The organism is Variovorax beijingensis, assembly GCF_007828835.1.
GTDB classification, from domain to species: Bacteria; Pseudomonadota; Gammaproteobacteria; order Burkholderiales; family Burkholderiaceae_C; genus Variovorax; species Variovorax beijingensis_A.
On sequence record NZ_VIVL01000010.1, the window covers coordinates 123,408 to 143,090 of the forward strand.

General features: G+C 67.2%; 16 protein-coding genes. 12 read left to right on the top strand and 4 right to left on the bottom strand.

The window, feature by feature from the left end; genetic code table 11:
• Window positions 1–70 precede the first annotated feature (70 nt).
• The gene (locus FB547_RS25220) at window positions 71–3,673 is read right to left on the bottom strand and encodes an indolepyruvate ferredoxin oxidoreductase family protein (protein ID WP_145746390.1); all 3,603 of its coding nucleotides are present in this window, start codon (window positions 3,671–3,673) and stop codon (window positions 71–73) included.
• A 92-nt stretch (window positions 3,674–3,765) separates the two neighbouring features.
• Here FB547_RS25220 and FB547_RS25225 point away from each other — a divergent pair, with 92 nt between their 5' ends.
• From FB547_RS25225 to FB547_RS25240, 4 genes are all read left to right on the top strand, one after another.
• Window positions 3,766–4,284 (top strand): Lrp/AsnC family transcriptional regulator, encoded by a 519-nt coding sequence (locus FB547_RS25225; RefSeq protein WP_145746391.1) that lies wholly within the window; start codon window positions 3,766–3,768, stop codon window positions 4,282–4,284.
• Window positions 4,285–4,740: 456 nt separating this feature from the next.
• A complete protein-coding gene (gene pabB / locus FB547_RS25230; protein ID WP_145746392.1) occupies window positions 4,741–6,912 on the top strand; it encodes an aminodeoxychorismate synthase component I in 2,172 nt (723 codons plus the stop codon).
• Window positions 6,905–7,768 carry a DMT family transporter gene (locus FB547_RS25235; RefSeq protein WP_261380381.1) on the top strand — a complete coding sequence of 288 codons (864 nt, stop codon included), beginning with the start codon at window positions 6,905–6,907 and terminating at the stop codon, window positions 7,766–7,768. The genes pabB and FB547_RS25235 overlap by 8 nt, the downstream gene beginning before the upstream one ends.
• A 186-nt stretch (window positions 7,769–7,954) precedes the next feature.
• Window positions 7,955–8,617 (top strand): acyl-homoserine-lactone synthase, encoded by a 663-nt coding sequence (locus tag FB547_RS25240; protein WP_145746394.1) that lies wholly within the window; start codon window positions 7,955–7,957, stop codon window positions 8,615–8,617.
• Here the strand turns inward: FB547_RS25240 and FB547_RS25245 are convergent.
• The gene (locus FB547_RS25245) at window positions 8,594–9,301 is read right to left on the bottom strand and encodes an autoinducer binding domain-containing protein (RefSeq protein WP_145746395.1); all 708 of its coding nucleotides are present in this window, start codon (window positions 9,299–9,301) and stop codon (window positions 8,594–8,596) included. The two genes, FB547_RS25240 and FB547_RS25245, sit on opposite strands and share 24 nt — an antisense overlap.
• Before the next feature lie 308 nt (window positions 9,302–9,609).
• Here FB547_RS25245 and FB547_RS25250 point away from each other — a divergent pair, with 308 nt between their 5' ends.
• The gene (locus FB547_RS25250; RefSeq protein WP_145746396.1) at window positions 9,610–10,590 is read left to right on the top strand and encodes a helix-turn-helix domain-containing protein; all 981 of its coding nucleotides are present in this window, start codon (window positions 9,610–9,612) and stop codon (window positions 10,588–10,590) included.
• Between the two features lie 54 nt (window positions 10,591–10,644).
• Here FB547_RS25250 and FB547_RS25255 read toward each other — a convergent pair whose 3' ends face one another.
• Complete coding sequence (locus tag FB547_RS25255) at window positions 10,645–11,544, bottom strand: ParB/RepB/Spo0J family partition protein (protein WP_145746397.1); 900 nt, start codon at window positions 11,542–11,544, stop codon at window positions 10,645–10,647.
• A gap of 2 nt (window positions 11,545–11,546) precedes the next feature.
• Complete coding sequence (locus tag FB547_RS25260) at window positions 11,547–12,329, bottom strand: ParA family protein (RefSeq protein WP_145746398.1); 783 nt, start codon at window positions 12,327–12,329, stop codon at window positions 11,547–11,549.
• Between the two features lie 237 nt (window positions 12,330–12,566).
• Between FB547_RS25260 and FB547_RS25265 the strand changes: the two genes are divergently transcribed.
• From FB547_RS25265 to FB547_RS25295, 7 genes are all read left to right on the top strand, one after another.
• A complete protein-coding gene (locus FB547_RS25265) occupies window positions 12,567–13,127 on the top strand; it encodes a hypothetical protein (protein WP_261380382.1) in 561 nt (186 codons plus the stop codon).
• A 4-nt stretch (window positions 13,128–13,131) separates the two neighbouring features.
• A complete protein-coding gene (locus tag FB547_RS25270) occupies window positions 13,132–13,452 on the top strand; it encodes a TrbC/VirB2 family protein (RefSeq protein WP_145746399.1) in 321 nt (106 codons plus the stop codon).
• Window positions 13,453–13,464: 12 nt separating this feature from the next.
• Window positions 13,465–13,833 carry a type IV secretion system protein VirB3 gene (locus FB547_RS25275; RefSeq protein ID WP_145746400.1) on the top strand — a complete coding sequence of 123 codons (369 nt, stop codon included), beginning with the start codon at window positions 13,465–13,467 and terminating at the stop codon, window positions 13,831–13,833.
• Window positions 13,834–13,847: 14 nt separating this feature from the next.
• A complete protein-coding gene (locus FB547_RS25280) occupies window positions 13,848–16,355 on the top strand; it encodes a VirB4 family type IV secretion/conjugal transfer ATPase (protein WP_145746401.1) in 2,508 nt (835 codons plus the stop codon).
• Window positions 16,348–17,082, top strand: a complete 735-nt coding sequence (locus FB547_RS25285; RefSeq protein ID WP_145746402.1) for a type IV secretion system protein — start codon at window positions 16,348–16,350, stop codon at window positions 17,080–17,082. The genes FB547_RS25280 and FB547_RS25285 overlap by 8 nt, the downstream gene beginning before the upstream one ends.
• 64 nt (window positions 17,083–17,146) lie before the next feature.
• A complete protein-coding gene (locus tag FB547_RS25290) occupies window positions 17,147–18,121 on the top strand; it encodes an IS5 family transposase (RefSeq protein WP_145746403.1) in 975 nt (324 codons plus the stop codon).
• Window positions 18,122–18,507: 386 nt separating this feature from the next.
• Window positions 18,508–19,560 carry a type IV secretion system protein gene (locus tag FB547_RS25295; RefSeq protein WP_145746404.1) on the top strand — a complete coding sequence of 351 codons (1,053 nt, stop codon included), beginning with the start codon at window positions 18,508–18,510 and terminating at the stop codon, window positions 19,558–19,560.
• Window positions 19,561–19,683 lie beyond the last annotated feature (123 nt).

Below are 19,683 nucleotides of genomic sequence, written 5' to 3' on the forward strand. Positions count from 1 at the left end.
CCTGCCGAGTGCCGCATCGATCGGCATCGCCACCAAGCCCAGCACGGGGCCCCCTGCGCTCCACTCGCGGTCACTGCGACACGACCGCGATTCCCCTGAACTGCCCCGCCTTCGTCTTCTTCTCCGGCCGGGGATAACGCTGCGGCGAGAAGCGGTGCATCAGCTCCGCCTCGCGCTCGGCCGCAAGGGCCAGATTGGCCAGCTTCACATGGCCGAAGCCGCGGATCGTCAGCGGCAGCGCCGCAATCTGTGCGGCGAGCTGCTGGTTGCCGGATGAAAGGCCGGCCGCCAGTTCGCCGAGCCGCTGCTCGAACTGGCCGATCAGCGCGCGCTCCAGCCGGCGCTCCTGCGTGTAGCCGAACAGGTCGAAGGCCGTGCCGCGCAGCCGCTTGCCGTGTGCCAGCCACTTCATCGCCGGCAGCATCCACGCGCCGAGGCGGATCTTGGCGGGCGCCTGGCCATGCACGGGGCGCGAGAGCAGCGGCGGCGCCATGTGGAACTCGAGCTTCAGGTCGCCTTCGAACTGGTCCTTCAGTTTCTGCAGGAACGCGCCGTCGGTGTAGAGACGCGCGACCTCGTACTCGTCCTTGTAGCTCATGAGCTTGAGCAGGCTGCGCGCCGCGTTGCGCGTGAAGGGCAGGCTCGCGTCGCCGCCCGGCAGCGCGGACTCGGCCGCCTGCAGTGCGCGGACACGCTTTTCGAAGCGCTGCGCCCATGCGGCGTTCTGGTAGCCGGTGAGATGGCGGCGCGCATCGGCGAGCAGCGCTTCCAGCGGACGCTCGTCGGCTGGCTGCATCTGCGCGTCCATCGGCGCGGCGCGCAGCTGGTCGAGCGCCGCGGCATTTCCAGCGGCCAGCCGGCCCAGCGAGAACGCCGACTGGTTGGCCGCCACGGCCACGCCGTTGAGCTCGATCGCATGCATGAGCGCCTCGAGGCTCAGGGGCACCAGGCCGCGCTGCCACGCATAGCCGGTCGCAACGATGTTGGCGGCCAGCGTGTCGCCGAGAAACTCCTCGGCCAGGCTCTGCGCGTCGAAGGTCTCGACCTGTTCGTCGCCCGCGACGAAGCGCATCTTCGCGAGCAGCAGGTCGACGTGCAGCTCGGCATCGGGGTTGCGCAGCGACTCGGCCACCGGAATCTCGTGGATGTTCGCGAGCACGCGCGTGCGCCCGTGCCGCACGGTCTGCAGCGCGTCGGCCGAGGCGCCCACCACCACATCGCATGCGAGGATGGCGTCGGCCTGCTGCGTGTCGATGCGCACCTGGTTCAGCCGCTCGGGCGTGTCGGCCAGCCGCACGAAGCTCAGCACCGCGCCGCCCTTTTGCGCGAAGCCCATGAAGTCGAGCACGCTGGCCGACTTGCCTTCGAGGTGCGCGGCCATCGCGATCACCGCGCCCACCGTCACCACGCCGGTGCCGCCCACGCCGGTCACCAGCAGGTCGTACGGACCGGTCCATGCGTGCGGCGCAGGGTGCGGCAGCGCCGCCACGCGGTGCAGGAAGGCATCGCGCCCGGCCGCCAGCGCCCCGCTCTTGCGGCGCAGCTTGCCGCCGGTCACGCCCACGAAGCTGGGACAGAAGCCCTTGGCGCAGGAGTAGTCCTTGTTGCAGCTGGTCTGGTCGATCTTGCGCTTGCGGCCCATCGGCGTCTCGTGCGGCAGCACGGCCACGCAGTTGCTCTGCACGGTGCAGTCGCCGCAGCCTTCGCACACCGCTTCGTTGATGAAGAGGCGCCTGGGCGGATCGGCCAGCTCGCCCTTCTTGCGGCGGCGGCGCTTCTCGGCGGCGCAGGTCTGTTCGTAGATGAGCACGGTCACGCCGGGCATCTCGCGCAGGTGGCGTTGCACCTCGTCGAGCGCGGCGCGGTCGTGGAATTCGGTGCCGTGCGGAAAGCGATTCCTGATGGCGTCGTACTTGCCGATGGCATCGCTCACGACCACCACCTTGGCCACGCCTTCGGATTCGACCTGCCGCGCAATCGCATCCACGCTGATGACGCCGTCGACCGGCTGGCCGCCGGTCATCGCGACCGCGTCGTTGAACAGGATCTTGTAGGTGAGCGTGGCCTTGGCCGCGACGGCCTGGCGGATGGCGAGGTAGCCCGAGTGGTAGTAGGTGCCGTCGCCCAGGTTCTGGAACACGTGCGGCGTCTTTGTGAACATGGCGTGCGAGATCCAGTCGACGCCCTCGCCGCCCATCTGGATGAGGCCCGCGGTGCTGCGGTCCATCCAGTTGGCCATGAAGTGGCAGCCGATGCCCGCGCGCGCCGTCGATCCCTCGGGCACCTTGGTGCTGGTGTTGTGCGGGCAACCGGCACAGAAATACGGCAGGCGCTTGACGGTGTCGCTCGCGTTGCCCAGCAGCTCGGGCGGCGTGAAGTCGCGCACGTGCTGCAGGTGGTCGCCCAGGTCGTGGTTGTCGGGAAAGTGCGCGGCCAGCCAGTGCGCGACCAGTTCGATGAGGCGCGAGGGGCGCAGCTCGCCAAGCGCGGACACCAGCGGCAGGCCATCGCGGCCGTGCTTGCCCACGAGCACCGGGCGCGCATCGGCCGGTGCGTTGTAGAAGATGTCGCGCAGCTGCGTCTCGACCACCGCCCCCTTCTCTTCCACCACGAGGATCTCGCCGAGCCCCTGCGCGAAAGCCTTCAGGCGCGTCTGCTCGAGCGGAAAGCTCAGCCCCACCTTGTACAGCCGCACACCGGCGCGCGCGAGCTGTTCGGGCGAAAGCTCGAGCCGGCGCAGCACTTCCATCAGGTCATGGTGCGCCTTGCCGCAGGTGACGATGCCGACCTTCGCATGCGGGCTGACGATGACGTGGCGGTCGATGCTGTTGCACCGCGCGAATGCGGCCACGGCGGCAAGCTTGTCTTCCAGCCGCGACTCGATGCGCAGCGACGGCAGGTCGGGCCAGCGGTAGTGCAGGCCGTCGGGCGGTGCGGCGTGGCCGGTGGCGGCACGCACGGCATCGGCGTCTGCCCAGGCCGCGACGCGCGCGTTGACGGCGTCGAGATCGACGGTGCCCGCGCTCTCGACGATTTCGGACAGCGCCGCCATGCCGACCCATGCGCCCGAATAGCGCGACAGCTCGTAGCCGTACAGCCCGAACTCCAGGTACTCGGCCACGCTGGCGGGCTGCATCACGGGCATGCGCCAGGCCATGAAGGCGTGGTCGCTCTGGTGCGGCATCGACGACGACACGCAGCCGTGGTCGTCGCCCGCCACCACCAGCACGCCGCCATGCGGCGACGAGCCGTACGCATTGCCGTGCTTGAGCGCATCGCCCGCGCGGTCCACGCCCGGCCCCTTGCCGTACCACATGGCATACACGCCGTCGACGGTGCGCTCGGGGTCGGACTCCACGCGCTGCGTGCCCAGCACCTGCGTGGCCGCAAGCTCCTCGTTCACGGCGGGCACGAAGCGGATGCCGGTTTCCTTGAAGCGGTCGCCGGCCTTCCAGATAGCCTGGTCGACCATGCCCAGCGGCGAGCCGCGGTAGCCGCTGACGAAGCCCTGGGTGTGCAGGCCACGCGCCGCGTCGCGCCGCCGCTGCATCGCCAGGATGCGGATCAGCGCCTGCGTGCCGGTGATGAAGACGGCGCCGGCATCGGCCCAGAGGTTGTCGGAAAGCTGGTAGTCGGGCCGCTGCAGCGCGGTGGTCTTGTGGGGGGCGTTCATGCCCGGAATTGTTCTGCCGCACCCCGAGTAAGTGTTTCTTCAATACACTGGCGCAGACCCTTGTTTGAAGAAGAATCCTCTCGGAAACCGCGATGAACGTTGATTCTGTTTCTCTTGACGAGCATTGCCTCAAGATCCTTTCTGCACTGCAGCACGACGGGCGGCAGACCGTGCAGCAGATTTCCGAGGCCGTCGGGCTCTCGCCCACACCGTGCTGGAAGCGCATCCGGGAGATGGAGGCCGCCGGCGTGATCCGCGGCTACACGGCCTTGATCGACCCCGAGCTGGTGGGCCTGCATGTGTCGGCCGTGGCGGAAGTGAACCTCGATCGGCACAGCGAGGCGATGGTGCAGCGCTTCGAGGAAGTGGTGGCCGCGTGCCCGCAGATCATCCGCTGCGTGTCGGCCACCGGGCCGGCGGACTACATCCTCAACGTGACGGTGCCGGACATGAAGCACTACGAGCGCTTCCTGCACGAAGTGCTCTTCAGCCTGCCGGGCGTGACGCACGTGCGCTCGAGCATCGTGCTGCGCGAGATCAAGTCGGAGGTGGCGCTGCCGCTGGGCCACCTGCTCGGCGCGAAGACGGGCGCGGCGGCTTCGCGGCGCTAGACGGCGCGTGCGCCCGGCAGCCCGCCGGGACCACCATGCACCACCGGCGGTCGACGCAAGCACCCTGGAGCGCGCCGCGCGTTCGTCACCGGGAGGCGGTCCGTGCGGAACGGCGCCGTGCGGCCGGCGAGCGCACAGCCCGCTGCGCATTGGCCCCTCGCGGGCTCTGGCAGCGGACCATCGGAACCCGCGCTTGCACGGATCGCGGGTCCTCAGGCCGAGTCGCGCCTTCCGGCGGCGCCGCCCCATCGGCAGGCCCTCGCCGCTCGCCTTCCCTTCCAAGCGCCCGGCGCACGGACCGGAACACCGCGCAAATGCGAGCGACCGGACATCCGGGCAGTGAGCGCGCTGCATGCACAGGCGTTGCCGGCCTGCGCAACTAGCACATTGCGCAGTGGCGACATCCGCCTGATTCCTCAACGATGCACAGCCCCGCTTTCCGCCGAGGAGCCTTCCATGCGCACCCTGTTGATCGACAACTACGACTCGTTCACCTACAACCTCTACCAGTACCTGGCGGCCTGCAACGGCGAGCCCCCGATCGTGCTGCGCAACAACGAAATGCACTGGGACGAGGTCGAGCGCATGCACTTCGACAACATCGTGATCTCGCCGGGCCCCGGACGTCCGCAGCGGCGCGCCGACCTCGGCATCTCGGCGGACGCGCTGCAGCGTTCGCGCAAGCCCGTGCTCGGCGTCTGCCTGGGCCACCAAGCCATCGCCCACCACTGCGGCGCCCGTGTCGACCTGGCGGTGCGACCGATGCACGGACGCCTGGACCGTGTCTCGCACGCGCAGCGAGATCTCTTCGCCGGCATCCCGGACCGCTTCGAGGCGGTGCGCTACCACTCGCTCGCAGTCACGCAGCTGCCCTCAACCCTGGAGCCGCTCGCCTGGACGTCCGACGGCACGTTGATGGGCCTGCGCCACGTCTCTCTGCCCTGGTGGGGGGTGCAGTTCCATCCGGAGTCGATCTGCACCGAATTCGGCGCACGGCTGCTGCGCAACTTCAGGGACCTGACGCTGGAGTGGCTCGCACAGGCGCCCCGGCGCGAGGCACAGAACCGCTTCGGATCCCCGCTGCGCTTCGAAGGCCCGCAGGCGTTGTTGCTGCATGCGGAGTGCATCGAAACCACAGCCGATGCCGAGGCCGTGTTCATGGGAACGTTCGCGCAGCGCGACTGCGTTTTCTGGCTGGACAGCAGCCTCGCCGAGCCCGGGCGGGCGCGCTTCTCCTTCATGGGCGACGCGAGCGGCCCGCGCGCCCAGGTGCTGAACTACCGCACCGCACCGCGCGAACTGATAGTGCGCCGGGGCGACGTCGTCCAGGTGCGCGACGAGAGCATCTTCGACTACCTGCGCGACCACCTGCCGGGCCAGCCACCTGCAGGTCCCCCGCTTCCCTTCGACTTCGCCTGTGGCTTCGTGGGCTACTTCGGCTATGAGCTCAAGCGGGAGCTGGACGGCACGCACGCCCACGACGCGGACACCCCAGACGCGATGTGGATCCTCGCCGACCGCTTCCTCGCCTTCGACCACGCCGAGCAACAGGTCTGGATCGTCTGCCTGGATGAGGCCGTGCCGTCCAATGAGAACCGCCGCTGGATGCAGACCATGCGCGCGCGGCTGGCAGGCGCACAGGCGACCGCGCCTGACGACAGCGCGGCCGCCGCCCGCGATCTGCAGCCACTGGCCTGGCGGATCGACCTGGCGATCTACCGGGAGCTGATCCTGCGCTGCCAGCACGAGATCCTGCAGGGCGAGACCTACGAGGTCTGCCTCACGAACCAACTGGTCGGCGAAGGGCGCATCCATCCGCTGGAGATCTACCGGATCCTGCGCAGGCACAACCCTGCCCCCTATGCGGCCTACCTGCGCTTCGGCGGCTATGCCGTGCTGAGCGCCTCGCCCGAACTCTTCCTGCGCATCTCCAGCGCCGGCGATGTGGAATCGAAGCCCATCAAGGGCACCGCGGCGCGCGGCGCGACGCCGGCCGAAGACCACACGATCGCGGACGCCATGGTCGCCGACGAGAAGACCCGCGCGGAGAACCTGATGATCGTCGACCTGCTGCGCAACGACCTCAACCGGGTCTGCGAGATCGACAGCGTTCACGTGCCGAGCCTGTTCGCGGTCGAGACCTATGCCACCGTGCACCAGCTGGTCAGCACGATCCGGGGGCGGCTGCGCGCGGACCTCGGAGCGGTCGATTGCATCCGCGCCGCGTTCCCCGGCGGCTCCATGACGGGCGCGCCGAAGGTGCGCACGATGAAGATCCTGGACGAACTCGAGGCGGCGGCCCGCGGCATCTACTCGGGCAGCATCGGCTATCTGTCGCTCAACGGCGCGGCGCAGCTCAACATCGTGATCCGCACCCTGGTGTCGGCCAACGGTCGCGTCTCCATCGGCGCCGGTGGCGCCATCGTCGCCATGTCCGATCCGGACGCCGAGGTCGAGGAGATCGTTCTGAAGGCGCAGGCGCTGTGGGACGTCCTCAGGCGTTGCGGCGCACCGCTCGGTCCGCAGCCGGGGACGGCGTCCGATGCCGGTGCCGTGGGCGATCCCGGCGTTCCGCCGCTCCCGCAGGCCACCCCCACGCCGTCCCCGCCCGCGTCCGGCAATGGCTAGCGCACAGGCCAACCGCCGCGGAATCCTGCTCATGCTGGTGGCCATGGGCTGCTACGTGCTCAACGATGTTTTCGTGAAACTGGCAGCGCAGAGCCTCCCGCCCGGGCAGGTCCTGGCCATGCGCGGCGCATTCGCCACCCTCTTTGTCCTGGCCCTCGCCCGCGGGACACGCGCCGGCTGGCGCACGGCACTGAGGCCGATCGTCGGCGTGCGATGCGGGCTCGAGATCACGACCGCCCTCAGTTCCGTCGTCGCCCTGTCGCTCGCGCCGCTCGCCACGGTCAGCACGCTCATGATGACCGCGCCGCTGATGATTGCCGCCACTGCGATGGCGCTGCGATGGGAGCCTTGGCATGGGGGCCGGCTGCTCGCCACCGCGGCGGGATTCGCCGGCGTCCTGCTGGTGACCCAGCCGTCCGCGCGGTCCGAGGTCCCTGCAGCCGGCCTCGCCTGCGCGTTGTTGTGTGCCGCCTCGCTCGCCGCGCGCGACCTGGTGACGCGGCGCATTCCCGCCACGGTCCCGTCGTCGATCATCGCCGTGACGACCACGCTCGTCGTATGCCTGGCAGGCCTGCTGCTGGGTCTCGTGGAAAGCTGGGCGCCGCTCACGCGCCACGAGCTCGGCATGCTCGCTGCGGCGGCGGGCTGCGCGGCACTGGGCAACTTCGCGCTCATCGTGGCCTGCCGCGGCGTCGATCTCTCGGTCGTCACGCCCTTTCGCTACAGCCTGATCGTCTGGGCCCTGCTGTGGGGATACGCGATCTGGGGCGACATGCCGCGCCCCGAGGCCGCCGCCGGCGTGGTCCTGATTGTCGCGGCCGGTGCCTTCACCATCCGGGCGGCGCGCCGTCCGTGAGCGAACCGCCGGGTCCCCCGCCTGCGGCGGGACGGCCCCGACAATCGATCTGCCCCACGACAGCAGTCTGCGAGGGCGACCGCCCCAAAAAACGAAGGCCTCGAACCGCCAGCCCTATCAACTCTGACAGTGTCCCCGGTGTGCGTCATCAGGCTGTAATGCGGCCTCATTCAGCGAGGTGACCTCATGGAGATCATTGCGGGAACGATCGATTCTTTCTCGGCGGACGTGCTGTTCGACATGGCACGCTACCGGCACGAGGTTTTCGTCGAGAAGCTGGGCTGGAAACTCCATACGCGCGGCCGGCTGGAACTCGACGAATTCGACCGGAAGGACACCATCTATCTGATCGCACGCAATCCGGACGGTGAGATCGTCGGCACGAGCCGCCTGTTGCCCACGCACCGGCCCTATCTTCTGGCCAGCGTCTTCCCGCAGCTGCTCGGCGACACGCCGGCGCCGTGCTCGCCCGACATCTGGGAACTGTCGCGATTCGCCGCCGGCGACGGCACGCGGCTCGGGATGGGCGGGGATCCGCATGGATGGTCGCTCGCGCTGGACATGCTGAGCGCCGCGATGCGGACCGTCGCCAAGGAGGGCGGGCGACGGCTCATCAGCGCCTCGCCTCTGGGCATCGAGCGCATCCTGCGTCGCACGGGCCTGTCCGCGCACCGTGCAGCACCGCCAGTGCGGGTCGACGGCCAGCTTCTGTTCGCCTGCCTCATCGATGTGGACAAGAACTGGTGTCCGCACCGGAACCACCACGCCGACGGGACCGGCCGGGTCGCCCGCCGGCCTGCGGGCGAAGCGGCCGCTGCCATCCATTCAATTCAGGAGCCCGAGTCGTGAAGCGAACGCCGCGGCCGAGCTCTTGGTGGCAGCACCCAATCTCGCCATTGCATTCCTCAGATGGAAATCGACCGTGGGCTTCGAGATGCAGAGGATGGCCGCGATTTCGTCGCTCGTCTTGCCATCGCCCGTCCAGCGCAGCACCTCCACCTGCCGCTTCGTCAGCGGTTCAATCCCCGCGAGCGGGCCGCTCAGGAGGCGGCAGAACGCGCGGTGGGCGTTATTCACCAGCCACTGGAGCGAGTGGTCCTTGGCGCGCATCTCCGCGGCCGTCAGCGGTTCGCCCGAGCGGGCAAGCGACAGCATGCCGACCCGCGCGTCGGGCTCGAAGACCGATTGCGCCCAGCCGACGCGCAGGCCGAAAGAGCGCGCCTCGTCCCACATCTGCGGCGCGTCCCGGAAGACTTCGTTGCTCCAGACCACGGGCACCCCGCTGTGCACGCCGTGGGCGACGGTGGGATCCACCTGGAGATATCCCGCACTGATGTACCGGCGGCGCCATCGCTCATCGTAGGTGCTGAAAATCAAAGTCTTCGGCCGGGTGAAGGGCACGAGGGTGCGCAGCCCGTAGGCGCAGTGCTCGAAGCCGAGGTGCCTGGCTGCCACGCTGACCTGCGCGAGCACCTGGGATGGTTCGCTGGCCTCGTTCAACCGACCGAGAACATCTTGGGTCCACTCGTTCATAGGTGCACTTCCTGCGTCGTCGGCACCCCCACCTTTTTCGCGGGCGCGATCCACGCTCCCGCGGCGCAGCCCGGCAGGCGGCCCAGCCGCCTGAACCGACCCGCGCTGCGCCGGCCTGCGGCGTGCGCGTGGCGGTCGTTCAGCGCGCGATGGAGGCAAGGGTGCGACAGTTTAGGAGCGCCTTGCGGTGCCCGGAGGCAAAATTCACCACCATTTCTGCCAATTTCGCGAGCCTGCCTTCGCGCACTGGCGCGGTGCGGCCCAGGGTCGGGAGATTACGGATCGATCCCCTACGTTGGCTTCTCACGATGCACAAGGTCTGGCTGCTGCTGCTTCCCGGCTTCCTTCTTCTCGACGTCATCCGCATGCTCGCGGTCTTCAAGGCCGCCAATGCCGCCTTTCGCCGGACGCGCAACAAGCTCGCCGGCTACGACGTGCGGCTGGCCTCTGCCGCGGGCGGCCAAACCCTGAGTTCAAGCGGCGTGGCACTGTCGACAGGTGCATTGCCGCAACGGCTCGTCGGGCGGGCGAGCACGCTCTTCATCAGCGGCGAACCCGTTCCGGGCGCGGCCGAGGCGGCAGGCGCGCAGCGCCTGCGCGAATGGCTCTCCAGGAACCGACGGCGTCTGAAGCGCTGCGCCGTGCTGGGCGCGCAGGCATTGCTGCCGCCTGCCCCGGAGGCCCGCGTCGTGCGGCGGCAGGGGCGTGCCGCGCCGCCGGCCCTGCGCTGTGGCGGGCAAGGACCGGGCCTGTTCGCGGCCGGCATGAGAATGCGCAGCTGGCGCGTCATCGAACCGGGCCAGGGCGCCGATCTGGCGCTGTCCTGGATCGAAGAGGACCGGGGCGCCGCGTTTGTCGAGACACTTGCCTCCCGCCTGCCCGGACCGCGCAGCCGTCGCCGCGGCATGCTGCGCCGTCGCCGCTTGCCGCTCGAGCCGCCCGCGCCCGACGCGCGGATCGGCGTGCTGCACCAGTGGATCGCGGCACATCTGCAAGAGAAGCTCAGCGTCGCCCGATTGGCACGGGAGGTCCACATGTCCACGCGCTCCTTCGCGCGTTACTACGAACGCGCGACGGGTCTCTCGCCCGGGCGTGGCGTGCAGCAGATCCGACTCGACACCGCCCGTCGCCTGCTCGAGACGAGCACGCGCCCCCTCAAGGCCGTCGCCGCGCAGTGCGGCTACGGATCACAGGAGGTGATGCGAAGAGCCTTCGTCCGCGACCTGCAGATGACGCCGCGCGAATACCGGCGCCGCCACACGGCGATGAAAGCGGCCGGCGCGGCCTAGCAGGACCCTGTCCCGCCACCGGGTGTCGAGCCGCGCCGGCCAACGCCGGCATTGCTATTCCTCCGTGGCCCAGCACACCAGCTGCAAGTCCGCCAGCGGCAGCATGGCGCGCGTGCCATCGCCGAAGCGGACTTCGCCGACGTTGCCGTCCTTCGCCTTGATGCGCAAGGACCCGCGCCGTCCTCCATGCTCGACCACCAGCACCGTGCGGCCGCCGCTGATGATCCTCGGGATCCCGTTTCCGGGCGGCGGCGCCGCCGAGCCGCCGACGGGCTCGGGCGATTGCGGGCGGCTCCTGGTCTGGACACGTCCGATCGGGGCGCCCCGCGCGATCAGTTCTTGGAGTTCCTGCGGGCGATCTCGCGCGACGGCCACCAACTGGTAGAGCACCCGCACATCCGCGCCGAGCCGCCCTTCCTCCACCGCTTCCCGCAACTGCCGCGGTGCGTCGCTGAGCCGCGCGGCCTCGGTGATGAAGGAGCGCGGTTTGCCCAACCGGCGCGCGATCTCGGCGCGCGAATGGCCTTCCCGTTCCCGCTCGGCGATGAAGGCCGCCAGATCGAACGGCGACATGTCCTCGCGGTGCAGGTTCTCCGCCGCTTGCGCGAAGGGATCGACCCGCGGGTCCACGAACGCCGGAACGCAGGACAGGCCGGCCCGGCGCGCCGCGCGCACCCTGCGCTCGCCGCGGTTGACGATGTACCGATCCGCGTGCTCTGGATGGCAGCGCAGGGACACCGGCTCCAGCACGCCATGCTGGCGGATCGATTCGGCGAGTTCCTCGATGCGTTCGCCCCGCATGCGACGGCGCGGCTGGCCGGGGTCGAAGTCGATGCGTTCAAGCGCCACCTGTGTCGGTGCGCCTGGGCCCGCAGGGGCGGCTTCGACCGTGAGCAGATCGGCCGCCCTGAACTGCGACAGCGCACTCAGGTCCAGGCCGTCGGGCGCCCTCATGCCTACGTATCCGCCGGCATCGACGCGTTCGAGCCGTCGATGCGTTGCTGCAGCAACTCGAACACCCGCATCACCTCGAGGCTGGCCTCGCGTGCCGCGCTCTTGGGCAGCCGCCACACGGGCACCCCCGCGGCCAGCGCCTCGGGAATGGCCGAACGGGTCGAGATCCGGGCCGGTATCACGAACTCCCGGAAGTTCAAGACCAGGTCCTGCATCGCGGCCTTCTGCCGCAGCGAATGCGGATTGAACCGGTTCAGCACGATGGCCGCCATCCGCAGTTGCGGGTTGTAGCGCCGCCTGACCCCGAAGACGGTCCGGAGCATGTCGGCGACGCCGTCGATGCTGTACTCCTCCAGCTCGATCGGACAGGCCACCGCATGGCCGGCAATCAGCGCCGCGCTCATGCGCAAGCCCAGCGCCGGGGGCGTGTCGATCACCACCGCGTCGAAATCCTGCGCCAAGCGCCTCACATTCCCACGGAACAAAGGAATCACGAGGTCCGCCCTCGCGAGTTCGACGTCGGACAGCTTTCTGCTGCCCGCCGCCAGCGCAATGGTGCGCTCGCGCGGCGGGGCGATCGGGCCCGGATCCGGGCCGAACAGTTCCACCGCTTCGGCGATCGCCGAGGACCGGTTCAGCGATTTCGAGCTGTTCGCCTGCGCGTCCAGATCGATCACGCACACCGACCGACGTCGCACATCGGCCAGCCAGCATGCGTACAGCACCGCCAGCGTGGACTTGCCGACGCCGCCCTTCTGGTTGCCGAAGATAACCACGTTGCCCATGACTTGCTCCTCAGGCCTCGGCGCGGGACGCGCGTCCATCGCACCCGAACGGCGCGCCTCGCGGGCTGCCGCTGCAACTTGCAAAGGGCCCCTGCAGATGGGCGGAGCCGCCTCACTGGCCAACGATCGAACCGCCCTGCCGCGTCGCTCTCGAAATATCGCCGCCTCGCGCTTTGCGACACCACTGTCAAAAATAATAGTCGACACACGCACGGGCAGAGGCGGACATTGCGCCCCATGCAAGCAAACGACACTCAACGTGGGCATGCGACCGATGAAGGCCGACGCTCAGCCTGGCTTTCCATGCTCATGTTCGCCGGCTTGATGGCGCATGCGCGCCCCCTGTGGGCCCAGGCGGAGCCCAGTGCATCGCAGGGCGTCGGACCACACCAGCAGGCGGCGCGCGACAACGACCGCATCGAGATCCTTCGCGAGGAGCTCAGGAAGTCGGAAGCTCAATTGGAAGGTCTCATGCGCCGCAAGGCCGAGCGGCTCACCGCATCCGACCTGAAGGCTGCGACCGAGGCCGAGGAACAGCGCGTCCGCACGCTCGGCGACATCGCGGCCATCCGGCGGGAGATCGCTTCGGCCTCTCATGCCGCCGCCCAGGCCACGGCGGTCAGGCCCACGGTCGTTCAGGCCGCCAAGCACCCTTCCGCCGCTGGCAAGCGCGTGGCGCCAGCACCGTGGTGGGACGTCTACGGCAGCGGTCGGCGCACTGAGCCGCCTGCTTCACTTTCTCCTGCATCCCCGCATGGGCAAGTGCCTGCGGGATCAGCCCCCGGCCCAACGGAGTAACGCCATGACCGCATGCTCGATCCACATCCGGCCCGCAACGGCAGCCGGCATCCGTGTCAAATGGATCGGATGGCTGCTCATCGCCGCCGCCCCTGCCGAAGTCGCCTGGGCGGGCAGCCCGTTCGCGACCGGTGCGAACGCGACCCAGCAACAACTCGTCGCGATCCTGACGCCGCTGGCCGCAGTCGCCGTGATGGTCTCCGGCGCCATGGCCTGGTTCGGGCGCCTGAGCTGGTGGTGGATGGTCGCGGTCGTGATCGGCACCGTGCTGGTCTTCGGCGGCCCGCAGATCGTGTCCTGGATCCGGGGCCTGTTCGGGGTCTGAGGGGCGCGGTCCATGAGTCGCAACCAGGGCATTGCCGCGGACCCCCTGTTCGTCGGCATGACGCGGCCTTCGATGGTCTGGGGCGTCACCTACTCGGCCATGATGTTCAACATCGTCGTCACGACCGAGTCGTTCATCGTGACCAAGAGCCTCGCGTGGCTGCTGGCCTTCGTGCCGATCCACGGCGTGCTCTACCTCGTGTGCCTGTACGAGCCGCGCTTCTTCGACCTGCTGCAGCTCTGGGGCCGCACGCGCCTGCCGGCCATGCTCGGCGGCAACCTGCGGTTCTGGCGTGCGAACTCGTACAGCCCCCTGGCGCTGAACATGCCTGACTGGCGGGGGTGCCGCCGCATGCGCACGCCGCCCGTGACCTTGGTCTGACGCCGTACCGCGCCATGAAACTGCTGTCGCGCTCCGAGCACACGCTGCGCCGCGAAGCCGGCGCGGCGACCATGATTCCGCTTTCGGCGCATGTGGACGAGCATGTGGCCCTGACACGTGCCGGCGACTATGTGCAGACACTCCGCCTGGCCGGCACGAGCTTCGAAAGCGCGGACGACGAGGACATCAACAACTGGCATGAGCGCCTCAATGTCCTGCTGCGCAACATCGCGTCGCCCAACCTGGCGCTCTGGGCCCACGTGATCCGCCGTCGCGAGGCGGCCTATCCGACCGGGCGGACGACGCCCGGCTTCGCCGACGAGATCGAGCAGCGCTATCGCCGCAAGATGGCTGGCGAGCGGCTGATGGTCAACGAGCTGTACCTGTCGGTCGTCTTCCGGCCGCAGCCCACCCGCATCGGCAACGCCGCATTGCGGCTGTTCAAGCGCGCGGACCCAGAGGGTGCGCGGGCGGAACTGCACGATGCGCTGGACGCCTGCAGCAAGCTGCGCCAGGAACTGCTCGCCGCCCTTGAACGCTACGACCCCGAAGCACTGGGCATCTATCGGCTGCAAGGGAACGACGGGCTTTTTTCCTCCCTCGTGGAATTCCACGGCCTGCTCGTCAACGGGGAGTGGCAACGCATGCCGCTGCCGCGCTCGCCACTCAACGAGGTCCTGGCCACCACCCGCCCCTTCTTCGGCAATGAAGCCATGGAGTACCGCACGGGCACCCAGACCCGGATCGGGGCCTTCCTCGGCATCAAGGAGTACCCCACGCCCACGGCGCCGGGCATGTTCAGCGCCCTGCTGACCGCGCCCTTCCCCTTCGTGCTCACGCAGAGCTTCACCTTCCTGGCCAAGGGCACAGCCACCGACATGATGAGCCGCCAGCACCACCGGATGGCCGCCGCCGGTGACCTGGCAGTCTCGCAGGCGGAGGAGCTCCAGGACGCGCTGGACGACCTGATGAGCAATCGTTTCGTGGTGGGCGACCACCACTTCAGCCTGCATGTGCTCGTCGACACCTACGACGGCGTCAGCGAGTCCGAGGGCCGGCCCCGTCTGAAGCAGCTCAACGACAACGTTGCCCGCGCCCGCTACCTGCTGGGCGACGCAGGAATGGTCGTGGCCCGCGAGGATCTCGCGCTGGAGGCGGCCTTCTGGGCGCAGCTGCCGGGAAACTTCGGCTACCGCAGCCGCAAGGCGCCCGTCACCAGCCGCAACTTCGCCGCCATGTCACCCTTCCACAATTTCCCGACCGGCCGGGCGACGGGCAACTACTGGGGCGATGCGCTGACCATGTTCACCACGCGCGCGGGCTCGCCCTACTACTTCTCGCTGCACGCGAACGATCCGCGCAGCCCGGACGGCGGCAGCCGCCGCGACGTCGGACACATCACGGGTGTGGGACCGGTCGGGACCGGCAAGACCACGCTGCTGGGCTTCTGCATGGTGGCGATCTGCAATCGCCTCGACGCCACCCAGGTCATCTTCGACAAGGATGAAGGGCTGCATATCCTGGTGCGGGCCCTGGGCGGCCAGTACCTCCCGCTCAAGAACGGGGCACCAACAGGCTGCAATCCGCTGCAGCTCGACGATTCGATCGCCGACAACGTCGAGTTCATGCGGCACTGGCTCAGGCGCCTCGTGATGCGCGCGCCGGGCGAGACGCTGACCGTCCGTCAAGAGGACGATCTCGACCAGGCACTGCGCGGCATCCTGAAGCTCGAGCCTTCTTTCCGGCGCCTGTCCCGGCTCGCCGCCTTCCTCGATATCACCGACCCAGAGGGGATGCATGCACGCCTTCGGAAGTGGTGTGCCTCGGAACACGGGGACTATGCCTGGGTCTTCGACAATGATCACGACGAGGTGGCCCCGCTGCTTGCCGGGCACACCCTGGTCGGCTTCGACGTGACCGACTTCCTGGACAACGAGGTCGTGCGCGCCCCACTGACCCTGTACCTCTTTCACCTCGTCAACCGGATGGTGGACGGCCGCCCGCTGGTGTGCTGGATGGACGAATTCGCCAAGCTGCTGAGCGACCCGGCCTTCGCGAAGTTCGCCAAGAACGGCCTGGAGACCTGGCGCAAGAAGAACGCGAACATCGCCACCTTCACCCAGAGCACCAGCCATGTGCTCGATTCCAGCATCGCGCGCGCGATCGTCGAGCAGACGCCGACGAAGATCCTGTTCCCGAATCCGGAGGCGGACTACGACGAATACACCCGGGGCTTCAACCTGACGGACCGAGAGTTCGCGCTCATCAAGCAGGAGCTCGAGCCTGGCTCTCGCCAGTTCCTCATCAAGCAGAACCACGTCAGCGTGGTCGCACAGCTCGATCTCCATGGCTTCGACGACGCCTTGCACGTCATCTCCGGGCGCACCGGCAACGTCCGCCTCATGCGCGAACTGATCGCGATCTGCGGACCGGACCCCGCCCAATGGCTGCCGGCTTTCCGCAGGGCGCTTGCGAACGACCCTTCCCATTCATCCTCACACCAGGAGATCTCCCATGCGTAGATTTCTTGTTTCTCTCTTCCTCGCGGCCACAGCTTCGCTCGCACCGCTGCACGCGAAAGCCGGCATCCCGGTGATCGACATCACGGCCGTCGCCAACCTGATACAGCAGGTCATGTACTGGCAGCAGCAAATCTCCGGGATGCAGAAGCAGTACGACCAACTGAAGGAGTCGAAAGACCAGCTGACCCGGACCCACAACGCCATGACGGGAAGCCGAGGCATGGAGCAGTTGCTGCCGACCTCGGACCTCGCACGCAACTACCTGCCTCCCAGCTATGGCGAACTGATGGGCACGCTCAACGGCTCGTCGGCCAGCTATGGAGGGCTGGCCAACCAGGTCCAGTCGATCATGAAAGCCAACAACGTTCTCTCGGGAACGCAGTTGGAGGGGCTCAGTCCGGAGTTGCGCCAGGTCGTCGAGCAAGGGCGGCAATCGGCAGCACTGCTCAACGGAATGACCCAGAACGCGTACCAGAACACCAGCCAGCGCTTCTCGGCCCTGCAACTGCTGATCGATCGCATCGCTTCCGCACAGGACCCCAAGGCGATCCAGGACCTGCAGGCAAGAATACAGGCCGAGCAGAACATGCTCACCAACGAGCAGACGAAGCTCCAGAGTCTCTATCAAGTCGCTCATTCTGAGGAGCTCATGCGCAAACAACGCGCTCGAGAAAAAACCGCTTCGGGCATCGGTTCTACAAGATCGCTCCCTACTGTCGACTACTAGGGAAGGTCTGATCAAGAGCACGCTTCTTACATGAAGGACTGAACCCGGCAAAGGGGCACGAGCGATGAGCCAGATTAGTTTTTCGGATGCGGAGCAAGCTGGCAAGAGGAAGAAGACAAGGCGCGAAGTCTTCGTTGCCGAAATGGAACTGGTGATGCCGTGGAAGGCGTTGCTCAAAGTCATCGAGCCCCACTATCCAGTGGCAGGCCGAGGCCGTCGTCCCTACCCGCTGCAAGCCAAGCTGCGCGTGCACCTGATGCAGAACTGGTTCGCCCTGAGCGACCCGGCGATGGAAGAAGCGTTGTATGAGATCGCCTCGCTGCGCGCGTTCGCCGGACTCGGCCTGGAGGCGATCCCCGATGAGACGACCATCCTGAACTTCCGCCACCTGCTGGAAGCCAGCGATCTGGCCGAAGACATCTTCAAGCAGGTCAACGCCCACCTGGCCAGGAAGGGGCTGCTCCTGAAGCGCGGCTCCATCGTGGACGCCACAATCATCGCCGCGCCCAGTTCCACCAAGAACAGCACGGGCGAGCGAGACCCCGAGATGCACCAGACGAAGAAGGGCAACCAATGGCACTTCGGCATGAAGGCGCACATCGGCGTGGATGCAGACTCGGGGCTGGTGCACACGGTGACGACCACGGCGGCCAACGAGGCCGACGTGGAACAGGTGACTGACTTGCTGCACGGCAAGGAAGACGAGGTGTGGGCCGACTCGGGCTACCGGGGCGCGCAAGCGCGGGTGAAGCGCGATGTGCGGTGGCACATTGCGGGCAGGCCCAGCGACATGGCGAAGATGCCGGAGGGCCGAGCCAAGGCCAGAGCGCGCAAGCAGGAATACCAGAAGGCCAGCATCCGAGCAAAGGTCGAGCATCCGTTCCGGGTGATCAAGCGGCAGTTCGGCCTGGCGAAGGTGAGGTTCAAGGGACTGGCCAAGAACACAGCGCATGTGATCACGCTGTTTGCGCTGTCGAACCTGTGGATGGTCAGAAGGAAGCTGATTGCGATGGGACAGGTGCGCTCGCAGGCAGCGTGAAGGGGCCACAGAGGCTCTCAAACGCGTGGGATGCCCGGTGCGACGAGCCCGCAAGCGCAGCAACTCAACACGCGTCCTCGTCATCAAATCAATTTACGACTTGATCAGACGTTCCCTAGCGCTGAAACTGAAAATGAACAAGAGCACTTGGATGCTCGCTGCAAGTGGCGTCATCGCGGTGGCAGTGGGTGGACCGTACCTACTCATACAGCATCAGGCCGTCGAACAGGTACCGTCCAAGATGCAGCATGCCCCCACTCCTCAGACTTCAGCGCCAAAGAAAACTGATAGCGCGCCGACTCAGCGAAAGCTTGATGGTATCGGAAGCACGCGAGAGCTGAAGCCGATTCCTATCACGCAAGACGACGCACGATAGAGGTTCCATCATGGAATTTTTTGCGCAGTTCTTTTCTTGGCTCGATCGCCAACTTGCTGACTATATCGGCACGCACTCGGCGAAAGTTGCGTCCGCAATTGAACCCGCGGCCGTGACACTCGCGACCGTGTACGTGATGATCTGGGGTTATCTCAGCCTTTCCGGACGAATCCAAGAGCCGATTTGGGAAGGAATCAAGCGAATATTCACCATCGCAATCATCCTTGGTCTAGGACTTCGGCTATGGACTTACAACCAAGTCCTCGCTGATAGCTTCTATCGAGCTCCTGAGCAATTGGCCGCGGCAGTCGTTGGTGCAAACACAGTCGTGAGCGTGATTGATCAAGTCTGGCTTGATGGAACGACGATTGCCGAACAATTGCTCAAGAAGGGAAGTGTGCTTGACAGTGATTTCGCGTTTTATGTCGCCGGGTTTCTGGTCTACCTGCTGATCGGCCTAACCGTTGTCGTAACCGCGTTCTTGCTTGGTCTATCGAAGGTCGCCATTGCGATCTTGCTTGCCCTAGGCCCGATCTTCATCGTCTTGCTCCTTTTTGAAGCAACAAAAAGATTCTTTGAGTCGTGGATCGCACAGCTAGCCAACTACGCACTTGTCGCGGTTCTCACACTATTCGCTGCTTCGCTACTTCTCAATATTGTCAGGTCTTATGCGGCTGGCGCGGCGTCGGCGGGGGCAGGGATAACTATCGCGGCCAGTGCGCGAGTGTGCGTTGCCTCAGCCCTCGTTTTTCTAGTAATGCGCCAAGTTGCACCAATCGCTGCGGGACTCGCGAGCGGTGTCGCGCTGAGCACCTATGGCGTTGTCAGCGGAATGCTCCGTTGGGGACTTGGAGCTTCCAAGCGCACCAGCTACGAGTTCGGACGCGGCGTGCTGGACGGCCTGCGGCGAGAGCCTGGCAGTCGCTGGGATTCGTTCCGCCGCTTGGCGGGCAACCGCGTCGGCGCCGGCGTGGCTTCCTTCAGAGGGATCGGTAGCTCGCGTCGCGGTGGCACTGTGCTTTCCAGAGAGCAGGTCATGCCGAGCCTCTCGCGCGGTCGCTAGCGGTGGAATGTGCAGATGAAGCCCTCGATCATCCTTTCTCTGCTTACCCTCCTCCTGGCGGCATGCGGCACTCGCCCACCCGCACCGCCGGACTGCGAAGGGCCACTCACACCGATCAACATC